Origin of the sequence: Gluconobacter sp. DsW_058 (assembly GCF_002153615.1) — a bacterium.
GTDB classification, from domain to species: domain Bacteria; phylum Pseudomonadota; class Alphaproteobacteria; order Acetobacterales; family Acetobacteraceae; genus Gluconobacter; species Gluconobacter cerinus.
This window is the reverse complement of sequence record NZ_JOPH01000037.1, coordinates 1-19845: the sequence shown is the minus strand read 5'-3', so window position 1 is coordinate 19845 and position 19845 is coordinate 1. Positions and strand designations below refer to the sequence as shown.

The following is a 19845-nucleotide window of genomic DNA, read 5'->3' as shown; positions in this document are numbered from 1 at the left end:
TGGAGCGCCTTTTGGATCTTTATCAAAGTGTGTATATTTCCTCTAAAGATATGAAAACAAATAGAATAATTTCAACGCACATGCGCTTTTGTAGCGCCAAGTTCTTTTATAAATTTTTTATAAATAGGTTTTCATGATCCAAAATATCTAATTCTAATTTTTTTAAGGAGTATGGTCCGAAAAAAACAAGACAGTAAAACCAGTATTTGCTCTGGGATTTATTCCATTGTTTCTATTGATGTCTGCATGTTCTGGTGGTGGATTCTCGGATTCTTCTAAAAATAATGAAAAATTTTCTCAGACGATTGAGAACATTTCACCGTACGGAAATACAATTCCAGATCGCGCGATGTTCTGATCTGCCAGCATGGCTGGATCTGAGGTTTTTTAGAGCGTCATCTCTTGGGGGATGGCGCTTTATTTTTGTCCAAACCTGAAAGGACCTGATCTGCGGTTGGATACGTCGCTGGCAGGCTGGTGCGGAAATCTCCTTGCTTCCGATTTGGTGATATAGTTATCTAAATCACTAGAACGAAAATGAGGCGTACGAAATGGAGTCCCGGGTAGAGAGATTTGAGGAGGTGTGTTGTGGATGGTGCGTGGAATGAGAGCCAGCCGATCTATCAGCAGCTCCGGGACAGGGTGGTCGGCATGATGCTGGATGGTGCTGTCGCTGAGGGCGATGCGATCCCGTCGGTTCGACAGGTTGCAGCCGAATGTCAGGTGAATCCTTTGACCGTGATGAAGGCGTATCAGCAGCTTTCTGATGAAGGGCTGGTCGAGAAGCGCCGTGGTCTTGGACTGTTCGTGGCGCAGGGTGCGCTGGCGCGTCTCGGTGAGAGCGAACGTCAGAAATTCCTGACGGAACAATGGCCGGAAACGCTACGGACAATCCGTCGTCTTGGTCTCAGCCTGGATGATCTTCTCAAAGAGGGAGATGTCGCATGATCTGTATTGAAGCACAGGGTCTGCGAAAAGTGCATCGCGGCGGCAAAGGTGTTCTGGGCATTGACCTCAGTATTCCATCAGGCCGGATTGTCGGGCTGATCGGACCAAATGGTGCAGGCAAGACGACAGCTCTGAATGCCATTCTGGGCCTTGTCCCCTATGAAGGTTCCCTCAGGGTTCTGGGGCGTGATCCCTGGCGTGAGCGCGAAGCGATGATGCAGGATGTCTGCTTCATTGCCGATGTGGCTTTGCTGCCGCGCTGGATGAAGGTCTGGCAGGTTCTGGACTATGTCGAAGGCGTTCACCCACGGTTTGACCGGAGCCGGGCGGAGCACTTTCTCTCCCGGACTGACATTCAGAAGCGTTCCCGAGTACGGGACTTGTCCAAGGGTATGGTCGCGCAGCTTCATCTGGCGCTGGTCATGGCGATTGATGCCAAGCTGCTGGTGCTTGATGAGCCGACGCTGGGGCTGGACCTGCTGTATCGTCGTGAATTCTACATCACGCTTCTTAATGATTATTTCGACCATGACCGCACCATTCTGGTGACGACCCATCAGGTCGAGGAAATCGAGGATATCCTCACGGATGTGATCCTGATCGGGGATGGTCGCATCACGTTGCAGGACAGCATGGAAAATCTGGCGCAGCGTTTCGTGGAACTGAAACCCAGAGCGGAGACCTCGGACGCTGCCCGACATCTGGGGCCGATCAGTGAAAGGCTCATCATGGGGCAGCCGATCATGCTTTTCGATGGTGTGCCGCACAGTGAACTGGCGACCCTTGGCGAAACACGCCAGCCGCGACTGGCCGATCTGTTTCTGGTGCTGATGGGACAGAACCGTGGGAACAGGAAAGGGGCAGGGGCATGAGCGAATATGGAAAAATGACGTGGCCGCTGAAGCAATACGTCTGGTCTGTCAGGCGAGAGCTTTGGGGAAACCGGTTTTTGATACTCGGCCCCTTGGTAATGGTTTGTCTGCCGTTGGTTCTTCTCTGCTTGCAGCTGCACACGAGCCACCTCAAGGTCATAAAAGGGACGGCAGAAAGTGTTCCACCAATCCTGATGTTCAGGATCACGGCGGAAATGCTGTTTGGGATTGCCAATGTCGCAGCCCTGACGGTGGGGTGCATCTATGCGCTCGGTACGTTCTATAATGAACGTAAGGACCTGTCGGTGCTTTTCTGGAAGTCTCTGCCTGTCTCGGACCGATTGAGCGTAGCGGCCAAGGCGAGTGTTGTGCTTGCGATCGGCCCTCTTTTATCGCTGTTTTTAAGCTGGGTAGCGACGGTCGTTCTTATTGTCGCGACTGCACAGGCATACGGAATTTCTCCGGTGGGTCTGGCAGAACAAGCCAGTGTAGGTCATCTGATAATCGATGATATTGCCTATATCGTGCTGAATACTCTGTGGTGGTTACCGATTTATGCCGTTTTGTTCCTGGTCTCAGCCAGTGTCAGAACGGTGCCTGCGGTGTGGGTTTTAGGGGGACTGGCGGGTCTCTATATTGTGGAAGCCATTGGTCTGCGTACGAACCATATTACGGGCATCATATGGGACCGCTTTTTGCATTTTCCCGGGACCGGTTTCCACGATGCCCAGATGAAGATCATCGCCACCCAGTCTGATGGGTTTGATGTACAGCATACGCCAACAGATAAGATCGTAACCGGACATCTGGACTTTTTAGCCCTGTTTTCGATGCCGTCACTTTGGTGGGGTGTGTTGCTGGCGGCGGTCTGCCTCGTTCTGACAGTCTGGCTGCGTCGCCGGGCAGAGCCTATCTAGGCAAAATGTAAAACCCTCCGTCTGTGTTCCAGACGGAGGGGCTTCGGAGTTCAGTCTCCGGATGATTCAAAAATTTCTTCCAGTGTCTGGGCCATCACGTCTCCATCGAGCGTTTTGCCCAGCCAGATCTCAACGCCAATCAGGCCTTGGTTGACCAGCATTCCCAAGCCATCAAGGGTTGTGCAGCCTTGCGCGTGGGCTTCTTGAAGGAAGCGTGTTTGCGGTGGGTTGGGAATGACGTCCGCAACAATCTGCCCTTTGGTCAGGCTTTGGATGTTCACAGGAGGAATCGCCTCCGGATCACCAAGGCCGATGGATGTGGCATTGATGACGATATCTGTGCCTTCGGGAACGGAAACGTCGCCTTCCCAGGGCTTGGCTTCGGCATCTGCGCTTGAGTTGTCACGCACGAGCGTAGCAATGGTCTCGGCTTTCTTGACGTCACGATTGACGATGGTGAGATGGGCGACGCCGGCCAGTGCCAGTTCAACGGCAATCGCACGTGCAGCTCCACCTGCACCAAGAAGGAGAACGCGTTTTCCAGCTGGATCTGTGATTTCCTTCAAAGAAGCCAGAAACCCCTTGCCGTCCGTGTTATGGCCCGTCAGGCGCCCGTCTTTGATGGCGACGCAATTAACTGCCCCGATCAGTTTTGCTGACTCATCCAAAGCATCGAGATGCTCCAGAACTGCGACCTTATGGGGCAGGGAGCAGTTGAACCCGACCCATTCCATGGCCTTGGCACCTTTGACGGCGGCAGCGAGATTGTCTGCCTTGACGTCACAGTTGATGTAACGCGCGTTCAGTCCTTCATGGATGTATGCGGCTTCGATCATGGCGACAGTCGGATTGTCTGCGCATGGTGTCGAAAATGATCCTGTCAGAATGCTGCGAAAGTTCTGGTCACTCATGCCTTGGCTCTCCTGTGTTGGGGCGTCCCTGACATAGAAAGACATGCTGAACAGATTGGAACCGCCTTTGAGCGGTTCAGGCTATGGATGGCAGAGAAGTGATGAGGAGAGGGGGCTAAGCCGCCAGTGTGATGATCGTCCGCAGGCCGCCTTCGCCACGGTTCTGAAGGCGCACGTCGCCGCCCTGTGCCCGCAGAATTGTCCGGGCGATGGAAAGTCCCAGGCCGGTGCCACCTGTTTCACGATTGCGGCTGGTTTCGATCCGCACAAAAGGTTCGAAAACCCGTTCAAGCTCGCTCTCGGGAAGGCCGGGGCCATTGTCTTCAATGATGATGCGGGCAGTGCGATCTTTTTCTTTCTTTTTTGTCGGTGGAATGAGCGTGACATGCGCACTTCCACCATACTTCAAAGAATTGAGAATGAGATTGTTCAGTGCGCGCTTCAGTGCCACGGACCGTGCCTGAATGCGGACTGGCTGCATCGGCAACTCATAGACAAGCGTATCTGCCTGATCTGGATGGCTCTCGGCTGCTTCATCCATGATGGTTTGCAGCAGGGTGCGCAGATCAAGGAAGACAACCTGCTCACTAGATGCGCTGTCACGACCGAAAGCCAGTGTGGCGGCCACCATGGCTTCCATTTCATCAAGGTCCGCCAGAATTTTGTTGCGGAGTTCGTCATCGTCAATGAATTCGGCGCGCAGCTTCAGTCGTGTGATGGGTGTGCGCAGATCGTGCCCAATGGCCGTGAGCATGAGCGTTCGATCCGAGACGAAACGACGAATCCGCATGGACATCGTGTTAAAGGCAATAGCAGCGCGACGGATCTCTGATGGGCCGTTTTCCGGAAGAACCGTTGAGCTGTTCACGTCCCGGCCAAGCGCTTCGGCAGCGGTGGCCAGTGTTGTGACGGGGGCGATCAGACGACGTGTGGCCCAGAGGATCAAGGCCCCTCCGAAGAGGGACATCATCAGGAACGCAATGATGAATGTCGGCGCTTCGAAAGGGTTGGGCAAGGGCATGACGTAACGGATGACAAGCCAGCACTGACCATCCGGCAACAGCATTGACGTGGAATGTGTACGAAGTTCCTGCCCGGCCCAGACTTCAAGTGGATAAAGGGATGAAGGCAGGAATGATCCGCGCATGAAAGGCGGGATTTCCCGATATCCTTCGCGGCCACCCAGTCCCGGGCCGTACCATCCTTCGGGGGCGCCTTCATGAGGGCGGTCAAAGTTCCGTTCGTCAGGGAAAGGGCCGTGTTCCGGAGCGCCAGATGGATGTTCTTCACCCGGCGGGGCTGCTCCCGGAAGGCCCGGTTCAATCATCCCTCCTGGACCAAACGGAGCCCCGCCCGGACCGAAGCCCGGCGGCGGTGCATGAAATCGCCCCTGAGAGAGCCCCCCGGATGCGAAAAAGGGGAGCGGGATTTTATGGCTATGGATTTCCTGATCCGGCGTCGGAAGCAGCAGAACTGTTGTGTTCGACGGGATGTGCAGGTCGTCTATGGCGTTCTTCCGGTCTTCCGCCTTTGTTTCCGCAATCGTGCGGTAAATGGAAAAGACCTGGATCTGATAGTCATGCATCTGGCTGCGTTCAGCCAGATCAAGGCGGTCAAGCGCGTGGATACCCAGTCCCGCAAGTTCAATAACGCCCAGCCCGACAATCAGAAGCAGGCTGGTGCGGGCGACAAGGGAACTGGGAAAAAAGCGCACGGTCAGACGCGTTCGACTTCTGCTGCAAGGACGTAACCACCACCACGCACGGTTTTGATGACCTGTGCATTTCGGCCGTCATCTTCCAGCTTGCGACGCAGGCGGCTGATGGCGACGTCAATGGCGCGGTCGAACGGTCCAGCCTGACGGCCGCGAAGCAGCTCAAGCAGCATGTCTCGGGTCAGGACGCGGTTGGCGCGTTCCAGCAGCGCGATCAAAAGGTCATATTCGCCACCCGTCAGGGAGATTTCTGCTCCATCCGGGTTGAGCAGACGGCGGCGGACCGGGTCGAGGCACCAGCCGGCAAACATGATCTTGCGGGTGTCTGTGGCCTGGCGCTTTTCGGATGCATCAACCGTCCGGCGCAGCACAGCGCGAATGCGGGCGAGGAGTTCGCGGGGATTGAACGGTTTGGCGACGTAATCATCTGCGCCGAATTCCAGCCCGATAATCCGGTCGGTTTCATCGCTCATGGCTGTCAGCATGATGATGGGGACATTATCCTGGGTGCGCAGCCAGCGTGCGACTTCAAGGCCGCTTTCGCCCGGAAGCATCAGGTCCAGAACCACAAGCTGGTAATGACCATTGGCCCAGGCTTTTCGGGCTTCACGACCATCGCGCGCAGCCGTGACGCGAAAGTGGTTCCGTTCGAGGAACTTGCTCAGAAGCTCCCGGATTTCACGGTCATCATCGACGACCAGAAGATGGGGAAGGGTTTCTGTACCCATGATGATGTTACCTTCCATCGGCTTGTGGCGCGGTTCAGGTCCGCCGCGCCACTTTCGTGCTTACGCCAGCCAGGAGGGAACCGGGAGGTTTTTCGCACGAAGGAACTCAGGGTTGAACAGCTTGGACTGATACCTTGCCCCTCCATCGCACAGGATTGTAACAATCGTATGTCCAGGACCAAGCTTCCTTGCAGTCCGGATAGCTGCTGCAACATTGATGCCTGACGAACCACCTACGGACAGGCCTTCTTCTGCGGTCAGGGCAAAGATCTGCTCCAGCGCTTCCGGGTCTGCAATTCGCTCTGCATCATCAGGTGCGCAGCCCTCAAGGTTGGCTGTGACACGTCCTTGGCCAATGCCTTCCGTGATGGAACCGCCGCTGATGGTCAGATCGTTGGATTTCACCCAGCCATAGAGTGCGGAACCTTCCGGATCAGCCAGCACGATCTTTGGGGCTGTCTTGCCGGCTGCCGCAGCCTGTTCCCGCAGGCCCATTCCGATGCCTGCCAGAGTGCCGCCGGTGCCGCACGCGCAGGTGAAGGCATCAATCTTTCCGCCCGTCTGGTTCCAGATTTCGACGGCTGTCGTGGTGCGATGGCCTTCGCGGTTGGCGGTATTGTCGAACTGGTTAGCCCAGAAAGCACCGGTTTCCTCAGCCAGACGACGCGACACATGAACGTAGTTGCCAGGGTCACGGAAGGGCTTGGCGGGGACCAGTCGCAGGTCTGCGCCGATCATGCGTAGAAAGTCGAGCTTTTCGCGGCTCTGGGTTTCCGGCACGACGATGATCGCCTTGCAGCCCATGGCCTGCGCCACCAGCGTCAGTCCGATGCCAGTATTCCCAGCCGTTCCTTCGACAACGGTTCCGCCGGGCTTGAGAGCGCCAGTGCGGAAAGCATCTTCGATGATGGCAAGTGCTGCACGGTCTTTGACCGATCCGCCGGGGTTCATGAACTCCGCCTTGCCGTAGATGTCACAGCCGGTTTCTTCGGAGGCGCGCTTCAGACGGATGAGCGGCGTTCCGCCAATGGCGGCCGTCATGCTGGAGGAGGTGCTCTGCCACCCTGCTGAAACGGACTGGTGTGGGCTGGTGATGTCAGTCATACGTTCACTCCTGTGCTAACGGAATTATAGACCGCGTTTTGTAGGGATGAGGAAGGCCATGAAGGTACTGACAGCAAAGCAGGCATGGGACGTGCTTGCAAATGAAGCCGACAGCATCCTCGTCGATGTGCGGACACCTGTGGAATGGGCGGAGATTGGCCTGCCCGATTCTTCTGCCCTGCCAAGGCCCGTTGTGTGTCTGACGTGGCAGCCGGGTCTGGAACAGATGTTTCTGGAAGGACTGCTGAATGCCGTGCCTGATCAGAACAGTCGCGTCCTGTTTCTGTGCCGGTCGGGGATGCGCTCCCATAATGCAGCGCTTCTGGCTGAACATGCCGGATATGCGGATGTAAGCAATATTGTCGATGGCTTCGAAGACAAGCATGGCCCCGGCACGGGCTGGCGCGCCGGGGGACTGCCATTCGTTCACATGCCGCTGTCAGGTTCCTGATCGGCGTCATAACGGACTTCAAGGACGACGCACCACGGATAGCGGCTGTCGTAGCTGTGGCCTGAACCATCAGCGATCCGGCCGTTCGCATCCGTGGGAACATGTGTCAGGGACACGGCGTCGTCCACATTGCCGCCAACGATGCTCAGCTCATGACCGAAAGGCTGGTCATTCTGATTGACGGCGGCGACGATGCCGCAATGGGCCGGGAAACCGTAAGACGTAGGCAGCATCGAGAATGTCACGGTCTTGCTACGGCCACGGCCTACGCAGATCAGATCGCCGATCTTCGGAGTGTAGCTTCCCGGATCATGCGCGCTGACACCGCTGGACTGCCCACTGGCGGCCGCATTGATATAGGTCGCGTGGTTAGGCGAATACGGGAAGCGGTCATTCGCGCCGGCGACACGCATGACGTAAGAAATGAATGCTGCCGACCAGGCGTAGCGCCCGTCATGTACGGCTTCGAAGCGTGTGCCGTTCGCATCGGTTTTGCCCGTCCAGCCAGCTTCCGTTTCATACGGGTCCTGGCCGATCCACCAATATTCACCAATGCGCTGCCACAATCCCGGAATGCGTTCCGGTTTCAGGGCAGGATCGGTGGGTTCCGGTCGGTCTTCCGGGTCATCATCCGACACGGGGGCACCGAACATTCGCCATTCACGCAGGGCAATGGCTGCAACGTCCTGACGGTTGAACGGCTCGAAATTACGGGTCGCAAAGTCCGGAACGTGGCTGTTGTAGCCCACCGGACCTGTTGTGCCGTTCGCATACTGTGCGTTGGGAGTCTGGGCCGGATACGGACGGACACTGTTCTGACTGGCGCAGCCGGTCAGTGCGAACAGGGCGGCCGTAGCAGCTGTTCGCCAGAAAATATGCGAGTCTGACACAATCATCCTCATGCTGGCTCGATGAACCTGCATCTTGAACGGCAAGTGCGATGGGGCGTCAAGAGTTGGGGCAGAGCATGGCGTGACTGCTCGCAACCGATGCCGTTATTTTGCGTAGAGTTTTAGCGGGGCGGACTGATCAGGCGCACCCTAATGAGGAAACTCTGACAGAGTGCAAACCCGGGTGCATCGACAGAAGCGTACACCCTCATGTTGAAGGCAAGTCAGGCCCCTGTTTCTGGCAGGGGCCTATCCTCACAGGACTGTCAGGAGGCGGGTTTACTGCCCGTCAGGGAACAGCCCCTTCAGCCCTTCTTCCGAAGCATCACAGCGGCCGCGTTCCGTAATCAGGCCTGTGACCAGACGGGCAGGTGTGACGTCGAATGCCGGGTTGGCGGCCGGGCTGTTATCCGGTGCAATACGGACGCGGCCCGGAGCGCCGTTATCCGTCAGACCCGTCATGAACAGGACTTCGGTCTGGCTACGCTCTTCAATCGGGATTTCCTTCACGCCGTCCCGAACACGCCAGTCGATCGTGGAAGACGGGAGTGCCACCCAGAACGGGATGTTGTTGTCTTTGGCTGCGAGCGCCTTGAGGTAGGTGCCAATCTTGTTGGCCACATCGCCCTGCGCCGTTACGCGGTCCGTTCCAACGATGACCATGTCCACATCGCCAGCCTGCATGTAATGGCCGCCAGCATTGTCCGCGATGACGGTATGCGCGACACCATGGCTGCCGAGTTCCCAGGCTGTGAGTAGGCTGCCCTGATTGCGGGGGCGTGTCTCATCCACCCAGACATGCACCGGGATGCCTTCGTCGTGCGCCATGTAAATGGGGGCCAGTGCTGTTCCCCAGTCTACCGTGGCAATCCAGCCGGCATTGCAGTGCGTGAGAAGATTGACGCGGCCTGTCTTACCCTTGCGCTCCCAGATTTCGCGGATCAGGTCCAGTCCATGGCGGCCGATGGCTTCATTGACCTGCACGTCCTCATCACAGATTGCATCTGCTTCCATATATCCGGCTTCAACGCGCTCTGCTGGCGTGAGCGCGCGCAGACGCGTCACCATGCGTTCAATGGCCCAGCGCAGGTTGATGGCAGTCGGGCGTGTCTCGATCAGATCGGCAGCCGCTTTTTCCAGTGCCGCATCGGATGCGTCGTTCTGCAGGGCAAAAACCAGACCATAGGCCGCAACGGCACCAATCAGCGGAGCACCCCGAACCTGCATGCTGCGGATTGCATGCGCGACAGCGCCGACGTCGCGGAGTTCAAGCACCTCCACTTCCCACGGAAAGCGGGTCTGATCGAAAATGCGGATGCTTTTGGCGTCGTCAGACGGGCGCCAGATGCTGCGATAGGCAATGCCATTGATCTTCATTGGATGCTCCTGGGAGACGCTCCGGCATTCAGGGCGCGGAACAGAAAAGACGTCTTATAGCGCATGTGCGCGATACACTCCGCGAACTCAAGAGTGGAAACCCCCGGGCCGTATTGCGCGTTGGGCGGATATTGCCTTGCGAGTGTTCAGAAACCGGTAGTATGAATTGTATTACGTTTCGTGTCTGGATTCTCTTTCTAGCTGTAGGGAAAGATAATGGCCTCTCTCGTGAACCCCGGAAATACAGCCGTGCGCTCGTCTGACGCTCAGCCACGTCTTTCCACGAAAAACAGGTCTGCCAACATGACGGCACTGGAAAAATACCGTCTGCTACGGGAGAATCGTAAAGTGGTGCGCCGCCAGAAGCTAGAACAGGAAAAGCGCCAGATCTCTTCCTGAGAAGGCCTCTTTCACTCTTCTGTCTCAGGCTGTTAAGCCTCATCCTCGCTCGGCCCCTTGTTTGTCGGGCCGGATCTGGAAAAGGGCTGAGCAGTGTCTCTGCGTGTACTGACGGTTCTGCCGCCGCGTGAACTTTATGCTGAGGGCCACGCTGGCGCGATTTCCCTGCTCGTCAGCCGCGTGGCCCTCTGTGATGATCGGGTTATCGGCAGAGCTGTCTCCGGCGTGCCATTGCCGGGCGGCAAATTTGTTCCCCTGAAGCGTGGCATATGGCCACTCCCTCAACGCCTGAGCTATGCGCTGTCCTGCGTTCGCGCAGCCCGACACTTCCGGCCCGATCTGATCGAGGTTCATAACAGGCCCGATCTGGCCATGGCGCTGTCTCGTGTCGCTCCCGTCCGGCTGATTCTGCACAATGATCCGCGCTCCATGAGGGGCGCCAAAACTGCGAAAGAGAGGTCCCGGCTCGCCGCGAAGGTGCTGGTGTGTGCTGTGTCCCGATGGGTTGCGACGTGTTTTGCAGAAGGCAGCGATATACCGCCACGCGTCGAAATTCAGCCGAACTGCGTGGATCTGTCCGTATTGCCAGCTGAGCGCCCGCGGAAAAAACAGGTTCTGTTCGCGGGACGGGTGGTCGCAGACAAGGGGGTAGATGCTTTTGTCTCGGCCTGGGCAAGTCTTCGGCATCAGTATCCGGACTGGACAGCTGTCATTATGGGCGCTGACAGATTTGGCCCGGATTCACCGGAAACACCGTTTTTGACTCGGCTGCGCCCTCAGGCGGCACAGGCTGATGTTTTGATGACGGGCTATCGGTCCCATCCGGATGTTCTGGAAGCCATGACGGAAGCGGCCATTGTTGTTGTGCCAAGCCGCTGGCCGGAGCCATTTGGCATGACGGCGCTGGAAGCCATGGCGTGCGGGGCGGCTGTGATCGTCTCGCCATTTGGCGCGCTACCGGATGTAGTCGGGGACGCGGCCCTGCTAGCGGCCCCGGATGCTTCCGGAGCGCTAGAGGCGGCGCTGGGTCAACTGATGGATAACCCGGCACTCAGAGCGGAGCTGGGCCGTAAGGGCCGCGAGCGGGCTGCTCTGTTCAGTCTGGAGGCTGCCCGCGCGCGCCTTGTCGCATTGCGTCAGGCAGCCATTGCTTTCAGTCGCGGTTTGGCGGCCCCATGAAGGTCGGGTCGATCGCATCCGGGACGTGACGTGCCAGAATTTCGTCTACGGCCTTCTTTTCCTCGTCGGTCAGAGACCAGCCGAAGACATCCTTCACGCCGGAGACCTGTTCAGGCTTGCGTGCACCCCAGAGTGCGATGACTGGCCCCTGATCCAGAACCCAGCGTACAGCGAAGGCGAGAACGGACTTGTCGCGCTTGGCGGCCAACTCCTTGAAGTCTTCGACCGCAGCGAGATAGCTCTCGGATTTCGGCTTCTGGAACTTCGGATCACCTGAACGCAGGTCATCTTTTGGGAAGCTCGTGTCCTTGTTCATCTTGCCGGAGAGCAGTCCGCGGCAGAGCGCGCCGTAAGCGAGCACCACGGCGTTATTCTTCTTGGCGTATGGGAGAATATCTTTTTCGCAGGTGCGTTCGAACAGGTTCAGCGGGGGCTGAATTGTTGCGAGTGGGGCAACTTCGCGAAAAATATCCATCTGCTCCGGCGAGAAGTTGCTAACGCCGAGCGCCCGGATCTTGCCTTCCTGATGAAGTTTCTGCAGTTCGCGTGCGCTTTCATCGATGGGCGTCTTGTCATCGGGCCAATGGATCTGTTCGAGATCAATCGTCTCGACCCGCAGGCGGCGCAGGGAGTCTTCCACTTCCTTGCGGATGCGGGCAGGGCGGGAGTCACGGAAAACCTTGCGGTCTTCGGGTTTATCATCCGTCCAGTTCAGGCCCAGCTTTGTCGCGACGAAAGCCTTGTTGGGCTTTTCGGCCAGTGCGCGGCCAACAACTTCTTCTGAGTGCCCGAAGCCATAGACGGGTGCCGTGTCGATGAAATTGATGCCGTCATCGAGAGCTGCATGGATGGTGCGAACGCCGTTTTCATCGTCCGGCCCGCCCCACATCCAGCCGCCAATGGCCCAGGTGCCGAGAGCCACGCGGGAAACCGGAGTGTCGATGCCGGGAATGAGAATGGTGTCTGAGGACATGCCTGTCTCCATAAGAAAGGGACTGTTTCAAAAAAGCGCATTCGGATGGAGGTGGTTGCATGGAAAGTCGAAACCCGCCATCCACAATGTCCATGCGCCTGTCTTCTTTTTCCCTGACCCGCCTCGGCCAGTGGCTTGCTGTTCTGCTGCCGCTGACACTCACGCATCTCAGAGGGCTGGCGGAAGCAGACCTCGATATTCTTGCCGTTCTGCTGTTGGTGCAGTCTGCACGAACGCGGCAATGGGACTGGGCAAGAGAGCCCTGGGTCATCGCGACCTTCTGTTGGTGGGGCTGGCAGGTTTTGTGCACAGTCTGGGTCTCGCCCGGGCATGGGGCACTGGGCCAGTCTCTGGCGGCCATCCGCTTTCCGCTGGCTGCCGCAGCGCTGGGCTGCTGGCTGTTGCGCGATGACGTCTGGCGCAGAAGAGCGCTCTGGGTCACGTGTGGATGCGGGCTTTACATTGCATTCCAGATTATGGTTCAGGCGGCGTTCGGGCGAAATCTGTTCGGCGTGCCGCGCTTCCATGATGGCACTCTCACAGGCCCTTACACGCATCCCCGTGCCGCTGCCCCATTGTCACGCCTTATTCTGCCGATGCTGATGCTTGGTTGTACTTTGATCGAGGGGTGGAAAAGTCGTTGGTCCCGCACTCTGGGGCTCTGTGCTGCAACGGTTCTTGCTGTGGCCGTCATGGTCCTCGCGGGGCAGAGAATGCCGTTCGCGCTGTCGCTGTTCGGAATTGGCATCTGCGCGCTTCTGTATCGGCCGATGCGCCCGGCAGCGCTTGTTGCGGCGGCAATGATGCCGCTTCTGATCTTTGCAGCAAGTGCGCTGTCGCCCGGTAGCTTCTCGCATCTCGTTGTGCTTGCCCGGCAGCAGTTGACGCATTTCAGCCAGTCTCCTTACGGCGAGATTTACACGCATGCTGTGGTGATGGCGCAGGAACATCCTTTGCTGGGGCAGGGCTATGACGCCTATCGCCATCACTGTGATGACCCGGCGACGTTCCGCGGTCTGTCGTGGCTTTCCATGGCAACGCCAGAAAAAGGCTGGCGCGATCTTTGTGTTCAGCATCCGCACAATCATTATCTTCAGGCTCTGGTGAATGCCGGCATTCCGGGCCTGATCCTGTTTGTGCTGATGGTGGCCTGCTGGCTCAAGGCGCTCTGGCCGGGACGGCAGGGTTCAGCCATTGCAATCGGTCTTTTTGCTGCGGTCTTTATTCAGGAATGGCCCATCGCGTCCTCTTCGGATTTCATGAATCTGCCGTTGGGTGGATGGGGATTTCTGATGCTCGGTCTGGGGTTGGCCTATCGCAACGGCTTTCAAGACACGGCGCGCGGGCCTATATCGTAAGCAGATTACGGAGGCACCCCCATGTCCAGCACCAGTGATCCGGCACGCGCCGGAACCGTTCCCGTTACTGTTCTGACCGGCTTTCTTGGCGCCGGTAAAACCACCCTGCTTAACCATATCCTGACTGCTGAGCACGGCCGCAAATATGCCGTGGTCGTCAATGAGTTTGGTGAGCTTGGCGTGGACAATGACCTCGTGGTGGATGCCGACGAGGAAGTGTTCGAAATGAACAACGGCTGCATCTGCTGCACTGTGCGCGGCGATCTGATCCGCATTCTAGGTGGCCTGTTGCGTCGTCGTGGCCGTTTTGACGGGATCATTGTCGAGACAACAGGTCTTGCCGATCCGGCGCCTGTCGCCCAGACGTTTTTCGTGGATGAGAACATCCGCGAGAAGGCTCGTCTTGATGCTGTCGTGACAGTTGTTGATGCCTTCAACATCATGCAGACGCTGGAAGAAAGCCCGGAAGCCGTCAGTCAGCTCGCATTTGCGGATGTGATCGTTCTGAACAAGACCGACCTTGCCGATGAAGAACGCCGCAAGGAAATCGTTGCCCGCATTCGCCAGATCAATGCCGTGGCTGAAATTCACGAAGCCCAGCATGGCGGCGTGAAGCTGACAGACATTCTGGACCGTGGTGGCTTTGACCTTCAGCGCGCCCTGTCCACGATGCCGGATTTTCTGGAAAACGATCATCACTCCCATGAAGAGGGCATCGTCAGCATTTCCCTCTCTGTGAAGGAGCTGATTGACCAGCGGCGTTTCCAGGCCTGGATTGGCGCGCTCCTGCAGGAACAGGGTGGTGATATCCTGCGGTCCAAAGGCATTCTGCACTTCAAGGGTGAAGATCAGCGTTTTGCGTTTCAGGCCGTGCACATGATGGCAGATGGTGACTTCATCGGCCCCTACCGTGAGGGAGAAAGCCGGGATTCCCGTCTGGTTTTCATTGGCCGTAATCTGAACCGTCCGCAGCTTCGTCGCGGCTTTGAAAGCTGCATCGCGGAATGACACGGGAAATCATTGAAGATCGCGGCGCAGAACGTCGCTTCGAAAGCCCGATCATCGGCGTTGTGTCGTCACGTGATGGCAAGACTTTGGCTGCTGCCACGGCGGATGGTGAGATCATTCTCATTCCGCGCGACAAGATGAATACGCTTGGTGCCTGGACGGTTCTCTCGGTTCACGAGGGGGCGTTGTGCCTGTCACAGGACAGCCTGCCGGATGCATTTCTGACGGGCGGCGAGGACGGAAAGCTTGTCCGCACATATGCTGATGGCCGGACGGAGGTTCTGAGCGAAGGACGCCGGTGGGTGGACTGTATTGCGTCATCCATCACACATTTCGCTTTTTCGGCTGGCCGGGAGCTTGAAGTCCGGGCGGCTGAAGGCACGACAACGCTCAAGAAGCTGGATCATCCGTCATCTGTGACGGGCATTGTTTTTGATGCCAAGGGCAAGCGCGTTGCGGCCTCGCATTACAACGGTGCGTCTGTCTGGTTCGTGCAGGCCAAGGTCGATACTGTGCGCCCGTTCGAATGGAAAGGCAGCCATATTGGCATTGCCATTCATCCGGGTGGGGAAGCTCTCGTGACGTCCATGCAGGAAAATGATCTGCATGGCTGGCGTCTGGCAGATGGGCACAACATGCGCATGAGCGGCTATCCCAAGCAGGTGCGGTCCATGGCGTTTACGCGCAATGGCCGTTGGCTGGCGACGGCCGGGGCGGATGCCATTGTGCTGTGGCCGTTCTTCGGTGGTGGCCCGATGGGCAAGGCACCGTCCGAGCTTGCCCGTCTTCCGGGGCTGTTTGTCAGCGCTGTTTGCCCCAACCCGAAGGAAGACATCATTGCGGCCGGCTACGAAGACGGGACTGTTCTTCTGGCTGAGATCGGGGGCGGGGACCAGCGTGTGCTGCCTCTCTGCTCAGGCCAGAAAGCTGCCCGTGGCAAGGTGACGTCCGTGTCCTTTACCCCGCAGGGCGGGGCTATCATCTTTGGAACGGAAGATGGAACAGTTGGTGTTGTGGATCTGTCCGCAGCAAGCTGAGTGTCGCTTCAGACCGTCATGAAAAGGAGGCCTTCGGGCCTCCTTTTTTTGCGTTCAGGCTGTGAAAAAGTGGCTCAGCCCCATCCCACGCAGGCCCCGGCGATAGGCGATGGAACTGCGATCTGCCATTACATGCGCCTCAAGGTTGGGGTCAAGAGGCAGGTTTTCCGGCTTCTGCGCCTCAACAATCTGACGGTCTTCTTCAAAGACACGGCGATTGAATTCGTAAACATCCTCAACGGAGCCGGTCGTATCGAAATTCCGGCAGATTGGCGCGAACATGCGTGTCACACGGGCCGAAACCGGCGAGGCTGCATTCATGATGACGAGCCTGCCATCGTTCGGGAAGTGGATTTCCAGCGTTGCCGTGAAGGGCAGGAAAACCCGGAAATGCCGGAGCCATTCGAAGTCCGCAAACTCTTCAACGCCCAGAAGCCCATGTGGAAAGTTGGAAACGTTGCTGCGGTATTCAGCCTCGAAACCCGTTTCCGTCAGCTTGGGTGAATAGGAGGGAACGATCGGGTTCTCAGGGTCTGCAAAAGTCTCGGTGTGGACGAAGGCAAAATGTGCCACGTCAATAAAGCCTTCGACCTGACGTCCTGCGAAGCCCTTGATGTCGATGGACGGGCAAGTGATCTGCTGGAAGGCTGGATCGTCCCAGTGTGGCATCGGTGGGAGATTGATTTCTCCTTCGGGGCGCAGGCATGTCCAGATGAGGCCGAACCGCTCTACAACGGGGTAGGTCTTCAGGTGGAGCTTCGGCGGGATCTTGCTGTCTGGATGCGCAGGGACACGCACGCAACGGCCATCCTGGCCAAACCGGAAACCATGATAGGCACAGGCAATCGTCTCGCCGTTTCCATTCCCCATGCTCAATGGCACACCACGATGAGGGCACAGATCATCGGCAACGACGATATCATCTCCAGAGCGGTAAATGACGAGAGGTGCATCCAGCAGCACCGCCCCGAGCGGGCGCTTCCCGAGTTCACGGGACAGGGCGACCGGGTACCAGGACTTGGCAAGAATCTGCCAGTCTGCGGGTTCGAACGTGCAGTTCCGTGGCAGGTCAACGGATGCAGGAGAGCGGCTGGCGCAGGCTGCGGTCATGGAAGGGTCCCCGCGGGCTGAAAAAGGATCTCGCAAATCATTTCATGGATAGGGTGTTCTCGGATATAGCATAAATATGCTTATAGCGTTCTAATAATGAGATACGAGAGGCTGACTGAATTGCCTCGATTGGCTAAATACGGCACATATGGAACGATATCGGAATGAGGTGCCTTATTCCCAGACTATCTTCTCCGCCTCATTTGCAGACGCTTATCATGTTCCTGGAATATCGCGTCTGGGCTGACAGGCTGACATACGACGCTCTGCTCAAGTTACCGCAGTCGGAGATTGTGAAACCGCGGCAGACAACGTTCAGTACCCTTTTGGGCACGTTGAACCATGTCTATGTCGTCGACGATATTTTCCGCCATCATCTTCAGGGTCAGGATCATGGGTATCGGTCACGTCAGACCGATGAGGTGCCCGATCTCGAAGCGCTCTGGCAGGCCACGCAATCCATGCATCAGTGGTATCTGAATGCCGTCATGCAATGGAGCGTGGATGATTTGAGCTGCCCGATTTCATTCACATATGTTGATGGCCAGCCTGGGGTGATGACCCGTGAACAGATCATTCTTCATGTCGTCAATCACGCCACTTACCACCGGGGATTTGTAGGCGACATGCTCAAGCAGATCCCGGAGAGCTGGCCTTCCAATGACCTGACAGTCTTTCTCCGGGATGAGTATCAGCGGTCTGTGTGACCAAGGTCCTGTTCAGGTGCGATGATATCCCTGACACGCTGTTTGAGCTCTTTCGGGCCAGGAAATCCCCCATCGCGTTTGCGTTCCCAGACGAGCACGTCATCCACATGAATTTCAAAGCGCCCACCGGTATCAGGGATCAGGGCAACTTCCCCGAGAGCTTGCCCGAACGTGGAGAGCAGTTCCTGCGCCATCCACCCAGACCGCAGAAGCCAGTTGCATTGCGTGCAATATCGGATTGAGACGCGCGGTGCTGTGGAGGACATGTCTTTTCTCCTGGGGTGAGGCGTTGAGGAGCATCATTGCACAGCACGGCAACTCTGCCATCTTTCAGATGTGTCTCTAGGCACGACTTGCAACGGTCATAAAGAAACACTTTCCCCCGACAGGAAGAGAACATTATGAAAGTGGATCGTCTTTATTCCCTTTCGTGAGACCCTGCGCCGCATGATGTCGTCTGTCCGCCTGCCTGTTGCACTTCTGATGTGCGCTACTCTTCTTTCTGCCTGTGAAACACCATCCCGGCAGCCATTGCCGGAATCCGCAGTGCCGGATGCCCGTCTGGTTCTGCCGCAGCCTCCAGCCTCAGGGAGTGCCGCGCAGGCGGATGATGACCGTATTTTCCGTGAGACACGCGCCTTGAAAGATACGCCACGCTGGGCGCTTGCACAGAAAGATGCAGATCTGGAAGTGCCGCATCTTGTGCGCGATTTCTCCTGCTCCGTCGGCTATACGCTGGATCTGGCCAAGGCGCCCCATCTGGCGATCGTGCTGAAGCGCATGGAAAATCCCATCATTCATCGGACGTCAGAAGCCAAACATTACTGGCATCGGACACGGCCGTTCGTTGGCACGAATCTGCCAATCTGCACCTCTCCCGAGGGATTGGGTCTGCATTCCTCATATCCATCAGGCCATACGACGGCAGGATATGGCATGGCTCTTCTGCTTGCTCATCTGATGCCTGAACATGCCACCATGCTTCTGCAGCGCGGGCGTGTTTTTGGTGAGAGCCGGATTGTCTGTGGGGCGCACTGGAAATCGGACGTGCAGGCTGGCTTCCTGAATGCATCGTCTGAAATGGATGCGCTTCTTGCGGCTCCGGAATTGCAGGATGATCTTGCCGCCGCTCAGGAAGAACTGCGCGCCATGAAGGCTACGGCCCCTGCACCAGATGCTGCTGACTGTGCTGCAGAAGCAGACGCCGCCGCACATTCCATTTTGTCTGAATGATATAAATCCGGCCAAGAGCAGAAAGCTCCACGGCCGGATTGTTTTTGAGTCTTCGTCACACGGCCACCCTGGGTAGGGTGGCCGTTTTCAGTTTTATGCCTGAAGAGCGGAGACTTCGGTGTTCGGTTGGCCGATGTATGGTCCGCCAGCAACGATCTCTACGGCAAGAAGAGACATGCCGTGTTCTACAGCACTGGATCCAAGATCGAGTTGGGCATCGCCAAGTGTCCAGCGAATGGCAGAGTTCTCTTTGTCAGCCCAACCTGAGAGATCAGTCTCTTCCAGATGAGACGTGATCGTACGTGTACTCTCGGGAGTATACAGGGTGATGTTCCCAACCAGCACGCCCAGGTCACGACGATCATCCACAAACGGGCCAATCGCGTCGGATGGTTTGGCTGCTCTTGAGACAAGGCGCACGCTGCGGACGTTTGATGGCAACGTGAAGATCGCGCGACCATTGCTCTCACGGGACTGACGGATCACTTTACCGGCTGGTGTGATCAAATGCAGGTCCGGGTCTGTCACCACTGCTCTGGCGTCACGGACGTCATCAAAGCCAAGGTTTATCGCGCGCTCGGCAAGAGCGTGATGAACAGGCTCAACCTTGTTGCGGCTGACAGTCAGCGGTGCAGCAGCATCAGCTTCCCATGTGCGGACCGGGCTACTCAGGCTGACGACAGTGCCATCCTGTGTGAAGCCGTCTCGGTTGCCTGTGTTGAGATAGCTCTCGGTCAGCATTCCGTCAGACATAAGGACAGAATGCACATCCGTCTCGATATGGAAGTAATCGTAGGATGTGATGGAGGTATCGTAAATAATGCTGCGGCCATTCACGAGCATACGGGCCGGGACTAGCTCGTGTTGACAAAAGACCTAATCCAGAGCCTTGCTGCGGCGATGTTGAGGAAACTCATGAAGGACAAGGC

At 57.2% G+C, this 19845-nt stretch carries 20 protein-coding genes and 1 pseudogene; 11 read left to right on the top strand and 10 right to left on the bottom strand.

All coding sequences use genetic code 11. From position 1 onward, the window contains the following. Positions 1-588 precede the first annotated feature (588 nt). The 3 genes from HK24_RS07775 to HK24_RS07765 are packed head-to-tail and all read left to right on the top strand — an operon-like array spanning position 589 to position 2737. Entirely contained in the window at positions 589-948 is a 360-nt protein-coding gene (locus HK24_RS07775; RefSeq protein WP_080951414.1) for a GntR family transcriptional regulator, read from the top strand. After that, positions 945-1820, top strand: a complete 876-nt coding sequence (locus HK24_RS07770; RefSeq protein WP_086634005.1) for an ABC transporter ATP-binding protein — start codon at positions 945-947, stop codon at positions 1818-1820. The genes HK24_RS07775 and HK24_RS07770 overlap by 4 nt, the downstream gene beginning before the upstream one ends. Further along, positions 1817-2737: an ABC transporter permease gene (locus HK24_RS07765; protein WP_086634004.1), complete on the top strand. Its 921-nt coding sequence runs from the start codon at positions 1817-1819 to the stop codon at positions 2735-2737. Before HK24_RS07770 ends, HK24_RS07765 begins: the two co-directional genes overlap by 4 nt. A gap of 50 nt (positions 2738-2787) precedes the next feature. Here the strand turns inward: HK24_RS07765 and aroE are convergent, their stop codons facing one another. From aroE to HK24_RS07745, 4 genes are all read right to left on the bottom strand, one after another. Further along, positions 2788-3648 (bottom strand): shikimate dehydrogenase, encoded by an 861-nt coding sequence (gene aroE, locus HK24_RS07760; protein ID WP_086634003.1) that lies wholly within the window; start codon positions 3646-3648, stop codon positions 2788-2790. Positions 3649-3763: 115 nt separating this feature from the next. After that, on the bottom strand, positions 3764-5362 hold the full coding sequence (locus HK24_RS07755) for an ATP-binding protein (RefSeq protein ID WP_086634002.1): 1599 nt from the start codon (positions 5360-5362) through the stop codon (positions 3764-3766). Positions 5363-5364: 2 nt separating this feature from the next. After that, positions 5365-6090, bottom strand: a complete 726-nt coding sequence (locus HK24_RS07750; RefSeq protein ID WP_046900890.1) for a response regulator — start codon at positions 6088-6090, stop codon at positions 5365-5367. A gap of 60 nt (positions 6091-6150) precedes the next feature. After that, on the bottom strand, positions 6151-7194 hold the full coding sequence (locus HK24_RS07745) for a cysteine synthase A (protein WP_086634001.1): 1044 nt from the start codon (positions 7192-7194) through the stop codon (positions 6151-6153). A gap of 58 nt (positions 7195-7252) precedes the next feature. On the opposite strand from HK24_RS07745, the gene HK24_RS07740 reads away from it, so the two are divergent. Next, positions 7253-7645, top strand: a complete 393-nt coding sequence (locus HK24_RS07740; RefSeq protein WP_174694771.1) for a rhodanese-like domain-containing protein — start codon at positions 7253-7255, stop codon at positions 7643-7645. On the opposite strand, the gene HK24_RS07735 is transcribed toward HK24_RS07740, so the two are convergent. Both HK24_RS07735 and mtnA read right to left on the bottom strand, forming a co-directional pair. Next, positions 7621-8541 carry a DUF2272 domain-containing protein gene (locus HK24_RS07735; protein WP_086634000.1) on the bottom strand — a complete coding sequence of 307 codons (921 nt, stop codon included), beginning with the start codon at positions 8539-8541 and terminating at the stop codon, positions 7621-7623. The two genes, HK24_RS07740 and HK24_RS07735, sit on opposite strands and share 25 nt — an antisense overlap. Positions 8542-8814: 273 nt before the next feature. Continuing rightward, the gene (gene mtnA, locus HK24_RS07730; RefSeq protein WP_086633999.1) at positions 8815-9912 is read right to left on the bottom strand and encodes an S-methyl-5-thioribose-1-phosphate isomerase; all 1098 of its coding nucleotides are present in this window, start codon (positions 9910-9912) and stop codon (positions 8815-8817) included. 249 nt (positions 9913-10161) lie between these two features. Here mtnA and HK24_RS07725 point away from each other — a divergent pair, with 249 nt between their 5' ends. After that, complete coding sequence (locus tag HK24_RS07725) at positions 10162-10311, top strand: hypothetical protein (RefSeq protein WP_232309094.1); 150 nt, start codon at positions 10162-10164, stop codon at positions 10309-10311. A 99-nt stretch (positions 10312-10410) separates the two neighbouring features. Next, entirely contained in the window at positions 10411-11490 is a 1080-nt protein-coding gene (locus HK24_RS07720) for a glycosyltransferase family 4 protein (protein WP_086634030.1), read from the top strand. On the opposite strand, the gene HK24_RS07715 is transcribed toward HK24_RS07720, so the two are convergent. Further along, positions 11465-12463, bottom strand: coding sequence for an aldo/keto reductase (locus tag HK24_RS07715; protein WP_086634031.1), 999 nt, complete (start codon positions 12461-12463; stop codon positions 11465-11467). The two genes, HK24_RS07720 and HK24_RS07715, sit on opposite strands and share 26 nt — an antisense overlap. Before the next feature lie 59 nt (positions 12464-12522). On the opposite strand from HK24_RS07715, the gene HK24_RS07710 reads away from it, so the two are divergent. From HK24_RS07710 to HK24_RS07700, 3 genes are read left to right on the top strand one after another with little or no spacing between them, the layout of a single operon-like run. Further along, positions 12523-13821: an O-antigen ligase gene (locus tag HK24_RS07710; protein ID WP_233126175.1), complete on the top strand. Its 1299-nt coding sequence runs from the start codon at positions 12523-12525 to the stop codon at positions 13819-13821. A 21-nt stretch (positions 13822-13842) separates the two neighbouring features. Next, the gene (locus tag HK24_RS07705; protein WP_086633998.1) at positions 13843-14829 is read left to right on the top strand and encodes a GTP-binding protein; all 987 of its coding nucleotides are present in this window, start codon (positions 13843-13845) and stop codon (positions 14827-14829) included. Continuing rightward, positions 14826-15866 carry a WD40 repeat domain-containing protein gene (locus HK24_RS07700; RefSeq protein ID WP_086633997.1) on the top strand — a complete coding sequence of 347 codons (1041 nt, stop codon included), beginning with the start codon at positions 14826-14828 and terminating at the stop codon, positions 15864-15866. Before HK24_RS07705 ends, HK24_RS07700 begins: the two co-directional genes overlap by 4 nt. Before the next feature lie 54 nt (positions 15867-15920). On the opposite strand, the gene HK24_RS07695 is transcribed toward HK24_RS07700, so the two are convergent. After that, the gene (locus HK24_RS07695; protein ID WP_086633996.1) at positions 15921-16976 is read right to left on the bottom strand and encodes an aromatic ring-hydroxylating dioxygenase subunit alpha; all 1056 of its coding nucleotides are present in this window, start codon (positions 16974-16976) and stop codon (positions 15921-15923) included. 164 nt (positions 16977-17140) lie between these two features. Between HK24_RS07695 and HK24_RS07690 the strand changes: the two genes are divergently transcribed. Next, complete coding sequence (locus HK24_RS07690; RefSeq protein WP_086633995.1) at positions 17141-17683, top strand: DinB family protein; 543 nt, start codon at positions 17141-17143, stop codon at positions 17681-17683. Here the strand turns inward: HK24_RS07690 and HK24_RS07685 are convergent. After that, positions 17668-17949 (bottom strand): SelT/SelW/SelH family protein, encoded by a 282-nt coding sequence (locus HK24_RS07685; protein ID WP_046899997.1) that lies wholly within the window; start codon positions 17947-17949, stop codon positions 17668-17670. The two genes, HK24_RS07690 and HK24_RS07685, sit on opposite strands and share 16 nt — an antisense overlap. Before the next feature lie 181 nt (positions 17950-18130). On the opposite strand from HK24_RS07685, the gene HK24_RS07680 reads away from it, so the two are divergent. Next, positions 18131-18916 carry a phosphatase PAP2 family protein gene (locus HK24_RS07680; RefSeq protein WP_086633994.1) on the top strand — a complete coding sequence of 262 codons (786 nt, stop codon included), beginning with the start codon at positions 18131-18133 and terminating at the stop codon, positions 18914-18916. A 93-nt stretch (positions 18917-19009) separates the two neighbouring features. Here the strand turns inward: HK24_RS07680 and HK24_RS07675 are convergent. After that, positions 19010-19765 (bottom strand): annotated as a pseudogene (locus HK24_RS07675) (Hint domain-containing protein); the annotation flags it as partial. Between the last annotated feature and the right edge of the window lie 80 nt (positions 19766-19845).